12 protein-coding genes are annotated in these 12,729 nt (G+C 65.2%); 8 read left to right on the plus strand and 4 right to left on the minus strand.

Annotation, left to right across the window (positions count from 1 at the left end; all coding sequences use genetic code 11):
* Positions 1-81 precede the first annotated feature (81 nt).
* Positions 82-1,515 carry a PLP-dependent aminotransferase family protein gene (locus ACK2SD_RS14745; protein WP_412460151.1) on the plus strand — a complete coding sequence of 478 codons (1,434 nt, stop codon included), beginning with the start codon at positions 82-84 and terminating at the stop codon, positions 1,513-1,515.
* Here the strand turns inward: ACK2SD_RS14745 and ACK2SD_RS14750 are convergent.
* On the minus strand, positions 1,508-2,704 hold the full coding sequence (locus ACK2SD_RS14750; RefSeq protein ID WP_412462322.1) for a cyanate transporter: 1,197 nt from the start codon (positions 2,702-2,704) through the stop codon (positions 1,508-1,510). The two genes, ACK2SD_RS14745 and ACK2SD_RS14750, sit on opposite strands and share 8 nt — an antisense overlap.
* A 223-nt stretch (positions 2,705-2,927) precedes the next feature.
* On the opposite strand from ACK2SD_RS14750, the gene ACK2SD_RS14755 reads away from it, so the two are divergent.
* Complete coding sequence (locus ACK2SD_RS14755) at positions 2,928-3,365, plus strand: carboxymuconolactone decarboxylase family protein (RefSeq protein WP_039577145.1); 438 nt, start codon at positions 2,928-2,930, stop codon at positions 3,363-3,365.
* Between the two features lie 351 nt (positions 3,366-3,716).
* The gene (locus ACK2SD_RS14760) at positions 3,717-4,244 is read left to right on the plus strand and encodes a TetR/AcrR family transcriptional regulator (protein WP_412462323.1); all 528 of its coding nucleotides are present in this window, start codon (positions 3,717-3,719) and stop codon (positions 4,242-4,244) included.
* A gap of 28 nt (positions 4,245-4,272) precedes the next feature.
* On the opposite strand, the gene ACK2SD_RS14765 is transcribed toward ACK2SD_RS14760, so the two are convergent.
* A complete protein-coding gene (locus ACK2SD_RS14765) occupies positions 4,273-5,265 on the minus strand; it encodes a bile acid:sodium symporter family protein (RefSeq protein ID WP_116888027.1) in 993 nt (330 codons plus the stop codon).
* Between the two features lie 126 nt (positions 5,266-5,391).
* Here ACK2SD_RS14765 and ampC point away from each other — a divergent pair, with 126 nt between their 5' ends.
* Together ampC and ACK2SD_RS14775 are read left to right on the plus strand one after the other, a co-directional pair.
* Positions 5,392-6,531, plus strand: coding sequence for a class C beta-lactamase (ampC, locus tag ACK2SD_RS14770; RefSeq protein WP_116888026.1), 1,140 nt, complete (start codon positions 5,392-5,394; stop codon positions 6,529-6,531).
* A 306-nt stretch (positions 6,532-6,837) separates the two neighbouring features.
* On the plus strand, positions 6,838-7,173 hold the full coding sequence (locus ACK2SD_RS14775) for a hypothetical protein (RefSeq protein WP_412460152.1): 336 nt from the start codon (positions 6,838-6,840) through the stop codon (positions 7,171-7,173).
* Between the two features lie 43 nt (positions 7,174-7,216).
* Here ACK2SD_RS14775 and ACK2SD_RS14780 read toward each other — a convergent pair whose 3' ends face one another.
* Entirely contained in the window at positions 7,217-7,516 is a 300-nt protein-coding gene (locus ACK2SD_RS14780; protein WP_029613269.1) for a hypothetical protein, read from the minus strand.
* A gap of 280 nt (positions 7,517-7,796) precedes the next feature.
* Positions 7,797-8,684 (minus strand): EamA family transporter, encoded by an 888-nt coding sequence (locus tag ACK2SD_RS14785; protein WP_412460153.1) that lies wholly within the window; start codon positions 8,682-8,684, stop codon positions 7,797-7,799.
* A gap of 264 nt (positions 8,685-8,948) precedes the next feature.
* Here ACK2SD_RS14785 and ACK2SD_RS14790 point away from each other — a divergent pair, with 264 nt between their 5' ends.
* From ACK2SD_RS14790 to ACK2SD_RS14800, 3 genes are all read left to right on the plus strand, one after another.
* Positions 8,949-10,346: a purine-cytosine permease family protein gene (locus ACK2SD_RS14790; protein ID WP_412460154.1), complete on the plus strand. Its 1,398-nt coding sequence runs from the start codon at positions 8,949-8,951 to the stop codon at positions 10,344-10,346.
* 77 nt (positions 10,347-10,423) lie between these two features.
* The gene (locus ACK2SD_RS14795) at positions 10,424-11,731 is read left to right on the plus strand and encodes a substrate-binding domain-containing protein (protein WP_412460155.1); all 1,308 of its coding nucleotides are present in this window, start codon (positions 10,424-10,426) and stop codon (positions 11,729-11,731) included.
* A gap of 72 nt (positions 11,732-11,803) precedes the next feature.
* Positions 11,804-12,721: an AEC family transporter gene (locus ACK2SD_RS14800; RefSeq protein ID WP_412460156.1), complete on the plus strand. Its 918-nt coding sequence runs from the start codon at positions 11,804-11,806 to the stop codon at positions 12,719-12,721.
* Positions 12,722-12,729 lie beyond the last annotated feature (8 nt).

Consider the following 12,729-nt stretch of genomic DNA (forward strand, 5'->3'; position numbering starts at 1 on the left):
GCGTGCCATCGATGGCTCGCGCTCGCACCCCCCAGCGCTGAACGACCGACCCGGGCACGTCACGTCATTGCGGAACACGAGATGGAACTGCACATTCACCTGATCGGCGGCAAAGGCCTGGCCGATCAGCTCTACCAGCAATTGCACGAGGCCATTGAGCGTGGACACCTGGCCGTCGGCACGCAGTTGCCGCCCACGCGCCTCCTGGCCGAGCAGTTGCAGGTCTCGCGCAAGACCGTCGCCGAGGCCTACGCGCGCCTGAGCGCTGATGGCCTGCTCAGCGCCGTGGTCGGACGCGGCACCTTCGTCCACGCACACCAGCGGTCGCGTGAGCGTGAACTGCAACCGGTCACCCTGGCCGCCGCCGACACCCTCGAGCGCTGGTATCGACGCGCCCCCCTGCTGGGGCGCTCGGCGCTGCAAGCGCCGTCACGCTACGATTTCGTCGGCGGCCTGTCGGCCAAGGCGCAGTTCCCCTTCGATCAGTGGCGCGCCTGCCTGCATTACGCCCTGCGCCGCAGCCAACACCACAGCGAACGGCAGGTGCCGGCCCAGGGCCTGGGCGAGCCGCGTGCAGCGATCGCCCAGCACGTTGCCTTCGCACGCGGGGTGCAGTGCTCAGCCGCCGACGTCCTGGTGTGCAACGGTGCTCAGCAGGCGCTGGACCTGATTGCCCGGGTGCTGATCGAACCCGGCACCTGCGTGGCCATGGAAGATCCCGGCTATCCACCGGCCCGCCATCTGTTCCAAGCCCTGGGCGCGCGGGTGCAATCGGTGGCGGTGGACGCCGAGGGGCTGTGCGTGGAACAGATCGCCGAGGGCACGCGGCTGATCTATGCCACGCCCTCGCATCAGTTTCCGCTCGGCATGCCGATGAGCCAGACGCGTCGGCACGCCCTGCTCGCCCGCGCGGCCGAGCTCGGCGCCCTGGTGATCGAAGATGACTACGATTGCGAGTTTCGCTATCAAGGCCCGGACAGCGACGCCTTGCAGCGCCTGGATCGGCATGGACTGGTGGCGTACGTCGGCACTTTTTCCAAGACCCTGCTCCCCGAACTGCGCTTGGGCTACGCGGTGCTGCCACCGGCGGTGCTGCGCGCCGCCTGCGTGGCCAAGCACCTGAGCGACTGGCACAGCCCGAGCCTGACGCAGTGGGCACTGGCACGCTTCATCGACGAAGGCCACCTCAGCCGCCATATCCGCCGCTGCCACGCGTTGTACACGGCGCGCCGCGAGCGCCTTCTGGCGCGGCTGGAGGGCGACCTGGCGCCGTGGCTGAGTGCGGTACCGGCCAGCGCCGGCTTGCACCTCAGTGCGCTGGCCGCGCCGGGGGTGGACATCGAGCTGCTGGTACGCCTGGCGCGTCAGGTCGAAGTGGGCCTTTACTCGCTGGCCCCGTTCTTCGTCGAAACGCCGGTGCGCCCTGGCCTGCTGATGGGATTCGGCGCGATCGAACGGCTGGACATCGACCCGGCGCTGGACCGGGTTCGCGACGCGTTGCACTCACTCAGTTGACCGTGGCCGTCTGCACGCTTGAAACGCTACGCCGCATGGCGCTGGCGTAGCCCGCAGGTGCGAAGCGTGCGGTGACCAGCAACATCGCCAGCACCGTCACCGCGAGCAGGCTCCAGGACGCCTGGAAACTACCGGTGGCCTCGCGTAACCAACCGGTCAGGTAAGGCACGGTGCCCGTGACGATGAACCCGACACCTTGCACGAATGCCGCCAAACTCCCCGCTTCGGGCGCGCCACGCAGATGCTCGAGGGTGAGCGTCAGACTCAGGCTGAAGCACGCGCCCAAGCCCAGGCCGATCATCGCCACCCAAGCCATCATGGCCTGACCCGGTGCCAGCAACAGGCCGGCAAAGCCCAGCAGTTGAATAATCAGCGCCAGCCACAGGCCAGGTCTTCTGTCCGGCAGATGCCGCAGCAGCAGCGGCAGACCTAACGCGCCGAGCACCTGGAATACCGTCATCACCCCCACCAGCTCGCCACCGCCCTGGGCCGAGCCGCCCTGTTCCAGATGGAACGCTGGCAGCCAGGCCACCATGCTGGTATAGCCGCCATTGATCAGACCGAAGTACAGCGCCAGCAACCACGCCCGACGATTGCCGAACCAGTGCCCTGCGCCGACTTCGTTCAGCGTCTGCGGCGCCTGGCGCGGGCGCAGGCAGCACCAGGCGAGCACTGCCAACAGTGCAGGCAGCGCCCAGATACCCAAACCGGTTTGCCAACGTCCGCTCAACGCGCTGACATACAACCCCAGCAGCGCCGCCAAGCCGCCGCCGCTCATCAACGCCGCCGAGTACAGGCCCATGCAGACGGCCAGTCGGCTGGCGAACCAGCGGCTGACCAGGCCAGGCATCATGCCCTGCACCAAGGCCACGCCCAGGCCCGCGATCAGCGCACTGCCCACCAGCGCCCACGCGCTGTCCAGGTACAGGCGCCACAGGCATGCGGCAGCGATGGCCAGCAGCCCCAGCAACATCGCACCGTGCTCACTGAGCCAACGCCGCAGCCAGGGTTGCAGCAGTGGGACCAAGCCCATGCACAACACCGGCAGCGCCGTGAGCAGGGCCGCTTGTTGGTAGCCCAGCCCGGTGCCGTGGCGCATGGGTTCGAGCAAAGGCCCGATACTGGTCAGGATCGGTCGCAGATTGAGGGCCAGGAGGATCACCAGCAGCAGGTTCGCGGCACCTCTCAGGTTGATGGGGTTGGACATACCGGGCTCCTGGGACGACGGCCGGCCATTATCCAAGCCGCCAGCCAGCAACAGAAATGAAGAGATTGCATGCAGGTCAGTGGCCGCTCGAATGCCACGCAAGATTGGCCTCCCGATAAAGGTGCGCATTGGCTATCGGTGAGCCTCAGGTGTCTGGGTACGCTGGCCACCTTCACCCCTGAATCGCACTGACCGGAGCATCCTCATGCACGACCGAATCGAATGGGCCAAGCACGCGCCCGAGGCCTACAAGGCCATGGCTGGACTGGAAAAAGTACTGGCCAGTTGCGGCCTGGAGCATTCGCTGCTGGAGCTGGTACGCCTGCGCGCCTCGCAGATCAACGGCTGTGCGTACTGCGTGAACGTACATGCCAACGATGCGCGCAAGGCTGGCGAAAGCGAAGCGCGCTTGCAGACCCTCAGCGTGTGGCAGGACACACGCTTCTTCACCCCCCGTGAGCGGGCGGCGCTGGCCTGGCTGGAAAGCCTGACCCACCTGCCCGAACGTGGCGCGCCACAGGCCGAGTACGCGGCGTTGTTGGCGCATTTCACGCCCGCTGAAGTGGTCAACCTGACCTTGGCGATCGCCAGCATCAATGCCTGGAATCGCTTCGGTGTAGGGTTCGCCATGGTGCCGGCCTGAGCAGGATCGACCCGCCCGAAGTGCCCGCTGTGCAGTGGCCAAAAAGGCCAGAAGGACTGGCCGCTTTCGACATAGGCGCGGGGCCGAACCTTGCCTAGACTCGATCCCCTGGGCAGCGTCGCCCCTGCTCACCGAGCAGGGCGGCGACACGCCTTGGCAATCGGAGCCCGTCATGAGCCGCACAGCATTCGCCGCCATTCATCCGTCACACCCTGCACAGGTATGCCTGCTCGCCTACGGCAGAGGCGGCTGCCGCCCTGCTCGTGCACCGGGCAGTTGCCTGTGAGGGTCGCTGCATCGGCAGAGGCCGACGGGCGTTGCGTGCACTTCGAGGAACGCCGCGAGCGGGCCATGGCGCTGTTCGCCGAAAAGGGTTTCGGCCAGGTCAGCATGCGCGAACTGGCCGCCCATGTAGGTCTGACGGCGGGCTCGCTGTATCACCATTTCCCGAGCAAGCAGGATCTGCTGTACGACTTGATCGAAGAGCTTTACGAGGAGCTATTGGCCACACTCGATCAGGGTCGTCGTGCCCAGGCCGGCGGCAAGCCGGCGCTGCCCCAGTTGATCGCCGCCCACTGGCAATTGCAGGCCGAACGGCCGTTGCAACTGCGCCTGGCCGAACGCGACTTCTGCTGCCTGAGCCCAGCGCAACAGATGCACCTGAAGGCACTGCGTCAGGAATACGAGCGCGGCCTGGTGCAACTGGTCGCACCCGGCGCACGCCAGCGTAGCGAGATACAAGCAGTGGCCGGGCATGTGCTCAGCAGCCTGCTGAACCAGTTGCCCGGCGTCCTTCAGGACCGTGGCGTGCCCGAGCCGCAGGGCGTCGTGCTGGTCGAGCGGCTGCTGGCCGGCGCCTTGGAGCGCGCATTGGTGTAACGCGTGCAAGCGTGCTCCATCCTGTCGCTCAGGAGGCCGCCGGCGCCTCTTGCACGACCTCTTCTCGCGCGGCGTACCGTTGGGCCAGCACAGCACACACCATCAGTTGGATCTGGTGGAACAGCATCAGCGGCAGGATCATCGCGCCGATCCCACTGCCGACGAACAGCACCTGAGCCATGGGTACGCCAGTGGCCAGGCTCTTCTTGGAACCCGCAAACAGGATCGTGATACGGTCTTCGAGGCTGAAGCCAAGAATCCGCCCGAGCAGCCGCGTGGCAATGAGCACAACGGCCAGCAGCACACCGCAGGCGGCGAACAGGCCCGCCAGGTGCTGCGGCGATACGGTGTTCCACAACCCGGTGACCACGGCCTCGCTGAACGCGGTGTAGACCACCAGCAGGATCGAACCCTGGTCGACCAGCTTCAGCCAGCGTGCATTCTTCTTGACCCAGGCACCGATCCAGCGCCGGGCGATCTGTCCGGCCACGAACGGCACCAGCAATTGCAGGGTGATCTTCAGTACGGCATCCAGGCCCGAGCCGGTATCGCCATCGGCGCCGAGCAGCAGCATCACCAGCAGCGGGGTCAGGAAGATGCCCAGCAGGCTCGACGCTGCCGCACTGCAGATCGCCGCAGGCACGTTACCGCGCGCCAGCGAGGTGAAGGCAATGGCCGATTGCACAGTCGCCGGCAGTGCGCACAGGTACAACAGGCCCAGGTACAACTCATTGCCCACCAAGGGCACGAACAGGGGCTTGAGCGCCAGGCCCAGCAGCGGAAACATCACGAAGGTGCAAGAAAACACCAGCAAGTGCAGGCGCCAGTGGCCAGCCCCGGCGACGATCGCTTCGCGCGACAGCTTGGCGCCGTGCAGGAAAAACAGCAGGCCGATGGCCAGGTTGGTCAACCAACCGAAGATCACCGCCCCTTGGCCCGAGCACGGCAGGAAGGTGGCGATCAGGACCACCGTCAGCAACGTCAGGGTGAATTTGTCGAAAAGCATGCGCAGGTACTTCATGGGGCATCCGTCTTGTCATGGTGCAAGGCTCGACGATAAGGTCTGCGCTCGCTCGGCGCTAACGCCGGAACTCCCGCCGGTGTCGCTGAACGGACATCGGCCTGCTTCGATGCAAGGATCTTGACAATGCTAAGCTTGCGACCCTCTGTTCTGGCCCTGGCCATGACCGCTGCCTGCGCGCCCGTACTGGCCGACGACCTGCAACGCCAGGTGGACGCCGTCATCCAGCCGCTGATGCAGGCGCAGCACATACCCGGCATGGTGGTAGCGGTCTACGCCAACGGCCAGGAGCGGTATTTCAGTTATGGCCTGGCCGATCAGGCGCACAAGCGTGCGGTCACCCCAGACACCCTGTTCGAGGTCGGGTCGGTGAGCAAAACGTACACTGCCACCTTGGTTGCCCTGGCCAGTGCCGAAGGCCGGCTCGACCTGGACGCGCCCGCCAGCCGCTATCAGCCCGCACTGGCCGGGACCGCTCTGGGCAAGGCCAGCGTGCGAGCCCTGGGCGCCTACAGCGCCGACTGCCTGCCTCTGCAGTTTCCCGACGAGGTCACCACTGACGAGCAGGCCCTGAACTTCCTGCAACACTGGCAACAGAAAACCACGCCTGAAACCCGGCGCTGCTATTCGAATCCGAGCCTGGGCCTGTTCGGCGACTTGGCGGCGCGCGCGCAGCAGCGGCCCTTCGCTGACCTGATGACCCAGACCTTGCTGCCAGCCCTGGGCCTGAAGCACACCTACCTGCAGGTACCGACCAGCGCCCGCGAGCAGTACGCCCAAGGCTACGACGCGCAGATGCGGCCGGTGCGCGTCGGCCCCGGTCCGTTCGCCGACCAGGCCTACGGCATCAAGACCAGTGCCAGCGACATGCTGCGCTACCTGCGCGCCGAACTGGACCCAAAAGGCTTGCCCGCGGCGCTCAGCCAGGCGATCGGCATCACCCACGGCGGCTACTACCAGGTGGGCGAGATGACCCAGGGCCTGGGCTGGGAACGCTACCCCTACCCGGTCAAGCTCGACACGCTGATCCAGGGCAATGCCGCGCAAATGATCCGGGAGCCTCAAGTCACTCGACGGCTGCAGCCTGCGCAACCGGACGGCGCAGCCTACTGGTACAACAAGACCGGAGCCACCAACGGCTTCGGTGCCTATGTCGCTTTCGTGCCGTCGAAGAACGTGGCGATCGCCCTACTCGCCAACCGTAACTACCCCAACGACGACCGGGTTCGCGCGGCCCACGCGATCCTCGCCTTGGTCTCGCACTGAGGCCACTGCCGCCTTTTTAATCAGGATTGTCCGACAATATGTAGTGCCTGAAAATTTTCACTACAAAACCATTGACGACATTCTTCAGCCTTGGGCATGATGAGGCCGTCTCCCTGATCGGGAGCGGTGGCAAGGGTGTTCCAGACGGCCTGCGCGGTAACGCAGGCCGTTCGTGGAGAGGGAATCTGTCCAAAAGGCAGCGTGAGAAAGCCCCTGTTGCGATGCTGCTGTAGCAGCCTAGGTAGTGCGCTACATCGTGGTAGCGCCCACTGTGAAAATCACCAACGAATGGGAAATGGGGGCTTTATGATGAACCTGAACAACAATCCGACGATCGACCAATTGGCCCGGCTGTTCGCAGCGCGAAAGGACAGCCACGACGACCACCTGCTGTGGGTCAGCCAGACCGGCGAGGTTCGCCTCGATCGTCTGCCGGCCAACACTGTCGAGGCCGAATCCGACCGGCACATGCCTGAAAGCATGTGCGCCCGCTTCAAGGTCTACCGCCGCGGCCAAGGCTACGTCGGCAAGAAGGCGGCAGCCGATACCGGTTTTGTCGAGCGTGTGCTGATGACCCTGCAACAGGAATGGCCTGCCGCCCGTGAGCAGCAGTCCGTCAAGGTGATCGACCCACTCGACTGAGTGGCTGCCACTGTTTGAGCCCGGCCCACAAGGCCGGGCTTTTTCATGCCTGGCGTCGCGCCAAGGGTGGTGTCACCAGAGCGCCGGTGGCCAAGGCTCGGGCGCGGTCCACACCCCACACCAGCGCGCGGGTCATGGTCTGTCCGGGCAATGAGCGGTGATACTCCTCGCACAGCGCCTTGCCGCCTTGGGCATACACGCCCAAGAACAACTGAGTGGCGCCAAGGCGCGACAGACGAACCTGCACGTCGATGCTGGTGCCGTCACTCAACTCTTCGTCATGGCAGCGACTGTGCAGTTGGCTATCCGCCCATTTCCAATAGGTCTCATCCCTGACTCTCATGGAAGTCCATCCTCCTTTTCCCAAATGCCGCGTCAGAAAACCACAGTAACGCCTCTACGGCGAGCGTTAGCCGCCGTTCCACTGCGCCGGATCAAGACATCAGGAGATACACGCACCGTTCGGCTAAAAGTTAAGCGACGCCGGCCATTCAATAACCTGAAAGAGCGCAGCGCGCGAGTTGAGCCTAGCCGGTGGAACGCTAACCGCCGGGACAAATGGGATTTGCCCGACAAGTGGCACATTGCCGCTACTTAGCGCGTCATCCATGACGCCTACAGGTTTACTGGGCATTCACCGCCCGTAGACGCTGGACCACACGCGGTCCGAACACGTTGATCAGCAGCCCCGCCATCACCAACAACGCGCCCCAGCCTTGGACGCTGCTCAAGCGTTCGCCCAGCAGCCATGCCGAGGAACTCAGGCCAATCACCGGCACCAGCAGCGAGAACGGTGCCACCTTGCCTGCCGGATGACGCGACAGCAATGTGCTCCACAGGCTGTAACCGAGCATGGTGGCCACCAACGCCAGGTACAGCAGCGCCAACACCGAACTCATGCCGATATTGGTCAGCGCATGCCCCATGCGCTCAGGACCTTCAAGCCACCAGGACAGGGCCAGGAACGGCAGTGGCGGAATCAGTCCGCCCCAGATCACCAGCGCCACCAGATCGACCGAGCCGAATCGCCGCGTGATGATGTTGCCCATGCCCCACATGGCGCCCGCGCACAGGGTCAGCAGCAGCGCCACCAACGGAACATGGCCGCTGTCCTCACTGCCGATCAGCGCCAGCCCGCCCGCCGCGACGAGTAGCCCGAGCATGCTGGCAGGTCGCAGCCGCTCACCGAGAAACAGCGCGGCGAAACCCAAGGTGAAGAAGGCCTGCGATTGCAGGACCAGTGACGCCAGACCTGGGGGCATGCCGCTGTACATGGCCTGGAACAGGAAGGCGAACTGCCCTAGGGAGATGGTGGCGCCATAGGCGATCAGCCAGCGCCACGGCAGCTTGGGTCGTTTGATGAACAATACGGCGGGAAAGGCCACGAGCAGGAAGCGCAAGGCCCCCAGCAACATGGGCGGCAAGCCGTCGAGTCCGACCTTGATCACCACGAAGTTGACGCCCCAGGCGATGATGACCACCAGAGCGATCAGCAGGTCCTTGAATGGCATTGCACGGTTCCTTGTTCAGGCTTTTATAGACATATTTCGTTACAGCATAAGGCTATTCCCGTTGCAGCGACCAGCACAGTTAAAGCCAAGGGTTGCACAACAGTAGGCTGTGACGACACGCGCCGCGGGCCTGACCGATCCCGACTCGCTTCCTCTGCACGCCGAAAGTTGGGTCACGCGAACGGATTGACCATCTTGTATATACATGCTCATATGACATGCATTGCCTCACCCGCCCATAACAACAACCACGCGGAGTCCAGCATGTCCAGCACGCCTGTAATCGAGCGCCGCTCGATCGACTATATCCCTCCCGCCGAACGCCACGGACGCGTCTACAGCCAGTTCACCCTGTGGCTGGGCGCCAACCTGCAGATCACGGCCATCGTCACCGGCGCACTGGCCGTGGTGCTGGGTGGCGATGTGTTCTGGTCGCTGATCGGCCTGCTGCTGGGCCAGCTCATCGGCGGCACGGTGATGGCCCTGCACGCCGCCCAAGGCCCGCGCTTGGGACTGCCGCAGATGATCTCCAGCCGCGTGCAGTTCGGGGTCTATGGCGCGGCCATTCCCATGCTGCTGGTGTGCCTGATGTACCTGGGTTTCACCGCCACGGGCACCGTGCTATCGGGCCAGGCCATCGGCCAGTTGCTCGGCGTCAGCGACAGCCTCGGCATCCTGATCTTCGCCGGCGTCATCGTTCTGGCCACCCTCGCCGGCTATCGAGTGATTCACTGGATCGGCCGCGTGGCCAGCGTGCTGGGCATCATCGCGTTCGTTTATCTGTTCAGTCGCATCCTGATGCTCGCCGACATCGGCCAGTTGCTGGACAACCGCCACTTCAGGTGGGCCTCGTTTCTGCTGGCGGTGTCGCTGGCCGCCTCCTGGCAGATCGCCTTCGGTCCGTATGTCGCCGACTACTCCCGTTACCTGCCACGCAGTTCCTCGGCGCTGAAGACCTTCTTCGCCGCCGGCCTGGGCTCGGTGATCGGCGCACAGGCGTCGATGGTGCTGGGGGTATTCGCCGCCGCCATCGCCGGCAGCCAGTTCTCCGGGCACGAGGTGGCGTACATCGTCGGCCTCGGCGGCGCCGGCGGTGCAGCGGCGTTGCTGTATTTCGCCATCGCCTTCGGCAAAGTGACCATTTCCACCCTCAACAGCTATGGCAGCTTCATGTGTATCGCCACCATCATCAGCGGCTTTCGCGGCAGCGTGCAGATCAGCCGGGGCCAGCGCCTGCTGTTCGTGCTCGGCATCGTCGGCGCGGCGACGCTGGTGGCGTTGCTGGGCCAACATGCGTTTCTCACCGCGTTCAAGTCGTTCATCCTGTTCCTGCTGACCTTCTTCGTGCCATGGAGCGCGGTGAATCTGGTGGACTACTACTTCATCACCCGCGAACGCTACGACATCCCGGCGCTGGCCGATCCGAACGGGCGCTACGGCCGCTGGAACTGGCCAGGCATCGGCGTGTACAGCCTCGGCGTGCTGATCCAGATGCCTTTCATCGACACCAAGCTCTACACAGGTCCCATGGTCGCGCACCTGGGCGGGGTCGACGTGTCCTGGCTGATCGGCCTGGTGGTGCCGAGTCTGCTGTATTACTGGATTGCACGGGGCAAGGTCAGGCAGGCACCGGCCGAACTGATCGAGCCGCCGGCGCACTAGCGCGCACGGGCGCCGTCACTTTTCAGTCACACGCCTGTCGTAATCTGCCGGACACTCCTATGCCCAAGGACTCCGGCATGCGTCGCCCACTCGCCCTGCTGCTCTGCCTGCTACCCCTGCTGGTCCGCGCAGAGCCGGCCTGGCTGAGTATTCAAGGCTCGAACACCATTGGCGCAGCGCTGGCACCGGCGCTGGTGCGCGGATTCCTGCAAGGCCAAGGCGCACAGGCTATCCGCAGCCAGTCTGGCGGGCAGGCCAACGAGGTCGAGGTCAGCGCCATTAATGCCCACGGCGCGCACCTGCGGATCAGTATCGCTGCCCACGGCACCCGCACCGGTTTCAGCGCCCTGGCGCAGGGCGAGGCCGATCTAGCGGCCGCCTCGCGACCGATCAGCGACGAGGAGGCCCGCGAGCTCGCGCACCTGGGCGACCTGCGCAGCGCCTCCAGCGAGCAGGTGATCGGCCTCGATGGCGTGGCCGTGGTCGTGCATCCCGATAACCCTTTGCAGGCATTGACCATCGCCGAACTGGCCAAGGTCTTCTCCGGGCAGATCCAGCGCTGGGAGCAATTGGGCGGGCACGCTGGCCCAATCCACCTGTACGCGCGCGACGATCGCTCCGGCACCTTCGACACCTTTCGCACCCTGGTACTGCGCCCGCTGGGCCAGGAGCTGTCACCCCAGGCCGCCCGCTTCGAATCCGGCGAAACCTTGGCGGCACAGGTGAAGGCCGATCCGGCGGCCATCGGCTTCAGCAGCCTGACCACCGTGCACGAAGGCAAAGCGCTGGCAATCGCCGAGGGCGACGCGCCGGCCCTGCTGCCCACCTCGGCCAACGTGGCCAGCGAAGACTATCCACTGTCGCGAAGGCTGTTCTTCTATTTGCCCACAAACCCCAGCGCACCCGCCAAGGCCCTTGCCGAGTTCAGCCAGAGCCCAACCGGTCAGGCGATCGTCGCCGCCCAGGGTTTCGTCTCCCAAGGCATCACGCCACTGACCATCGCCGCGCAGCCACGGATGCCCGCGCCGTATCGCGCCCTGGCGAACGAAGCGCAGCGCCTGAGTGTCAATTTCCGCTTTCAGGAGGGCAGCGCCAGCCTGGATAACAAAGCGCTGCGCGATGTACAACGCCTGGGCGATTACCTGCGTCAAGTCGGCAAGCTGCAGGACCAGGCGGTACTGGTCGGCTTCAGCGACCCCAAGGAAACCCCTGGTCGCGCCGCCCTGCTCTCACGCCTGCGGGCCATGGCGGTGCGCCGCGAACTGGCGCGCGACGGGGTGCAGGTGAAGGATGTGCTAGGCATGGGCGATGAGCTGCCCGTGGCCGGAAACGAGCAGGAACACGGACGCCTGCGCAATCGCCGGGTGGAGGTGTGGGTCTACTGAGCGCAAACACGCGTTTCCTCCGCCCGCGCGGCTGGGTACTCTGTGCCGGTACCCGACCTCGGATCCGTGCTCATGCTGCCCCTGCTACTCACCACGCTCGTGCCCATCATCCTGCTCATCGCCCTAGGCACCGTGCTGCGCGTACGCGGCTTTCTCGCCGACAGCTTCTGGCCAGGCGCCGAGCGATTGAGCTACTACGTGCTGCTGCCTTCGCTGTTCCTGCATGGCCTGGCCACCGCCAATCTGAATGGCGTACCCGTGCTGGGCATGGTCGCCGTGCTGATGCTCTCGACCCTCGTCGGCGGCGTGCTGCTGGTGCTCTACCAAGGACTGGCGCAGCACGATGGCGCCGACTTCACCTCGGTATTCCAAGGCGGAGTCCGCTTCAACAATTACATCGGCGCGACGCTGGCGGCGGGTATCTATGGCAGCGCCGGCATCGCCCTGGCGGCCGTGGCCAATGCCTCGATCGTGCCGCTGGTCAACTTGCTCTGCGTGCTGGTGTTCGCCCGCTTCAGCGCCCGGCACAGCTCGCCGTTCACGGTGTTCAAGGCAATCTTCGCCAACCCGCTGATCATCGGCTGCGCCGGGGGTCTGTTGCTGCGCGTCACCGGCATCGGCTTGCCCGCCGGATTGGAACCAACGATCAAGGCCTTGGGCCAGGCGGCACTGCCCCTTGGGCTACTGTGCGTGGGCGCGGCATTGGGCGGCGCGCGCATGGGCCAGCAGGTCAAGCCGCTGGCGGCCGCCTCGGTCTTCAAGTTCCTGGTCATGCCGCTGACCACTTTCGGCCTGTGTCGCCTGTTCGGGCTCGGCGGTCAGGCGGCCGTGGTGGCGGTGCTGTTCCAGGCGCTGCCGACGGCATCGTCCTCCTACGTAATGGCCCGGCAGATGGGCGGCAACGCGCCGCTGATGGCGACCATCATCGCCTTGCAGACCGTGGCGGCGGCCGTGACGTTGCCGTTGATGCTGAGCCTTACCCTGGGTTGAAGCCGCGT

The organism is Pseudomonas sp. SC11 (genome assembly GCF_047039205.1).
GTDB lineage: Bacteria > Pseudomonadota > Gammaproteobacteria > Pseudomonadales > Pseudomonadaceae > Aquipseudomonas > Aquipseudomonas boreofloridensis.

What these genes read in the sequence shown, in the direction of transcription:
- ACK2SD_RS14755 (WP_039577145.1), top strand. Translation starts at nt 2,928, where the DNA reads ATGCACGACCGAATCGAATGGGCCAAGCACGCGCCCGAGGCCTACAAG.
- ACK2SD_RS14785 (WP_412460153.1), bottom strand. Translation starts at nt 8,684, where the DNA reads ATGCCATTCAAGGACCTGCTGATCGCTCTGGTGGTCATCATCGCCTGG.
- ACK2SD_RS14800 (WP_412460156.1), top strand. Translation starts at nt 11,804, where the DNA reads ATGCTGCCCCTGCTACTCACCACGCTCGTGCCCATCATCCTGCTCATC.
- ACK2SD_RS14760 (WP_412462323.1), top strand. Translation starts at nt 3,717, where the DNA reads ATGGCGCTGTTCGCCGAAAAGGGTTTCGGCCAGGTCAGCATGCGCGAA.
- ACK2SD_RS14765 (WP_116888027.1), bottom strand. Translation starts at nt 5,265, where the DNA reads ATGAAGTACCTGCGCATGCTTTTCGACAAATTCACCCTGACGTTGCTG.
- ACK2SD_RS14790 (WP_412460154.1), top strand. Translation starts at nt 8,949, where the DNA reads ATGTCCAGCACGCCTGTAATCGAGCGCCGCTCGATCGACTATATCCCT.
- ACK2SD_RS14780 (WP_029613269.1), bottom strand. Translation starts at nt 7,516, where the DNA reads ATGAGAGTCAGGGATGAGACCTATTGGAAATGGGCGGATAGCCAACTG.
- ACK2SD_RS14775 (WP_412460152.1), top strand. Translation starts at nt 6,838, where the DNA reads ATGATGAACCTGAACAACAATCCGACGATCGACCAATTGGCCCGGCTG.
- ACK2SD_RS14795 (WP_412460155.1), top strand. Translation starts at nt 10,424, where the DNA reads ATGCGTCGCCCACTCGCCCTGCTGCTCTGCCTGCTACCCCTGCTGGTC.
- ACK2SD_RS14745 (WP_412460151.1), top strand. Translation starts at nt 82, where the DNA reads ATGGAACTGCACATTCACCTGATCGGCGGCAAAGGCCTGGCCGATCAG.
- ampC (WP_116888026.1), top strand. Translation starts at nt 5,392, where the DNA reads ATGCTAAGCTTGCGACCCTCTGTTCTGGCCCTGGCCATGACCGCTGCC.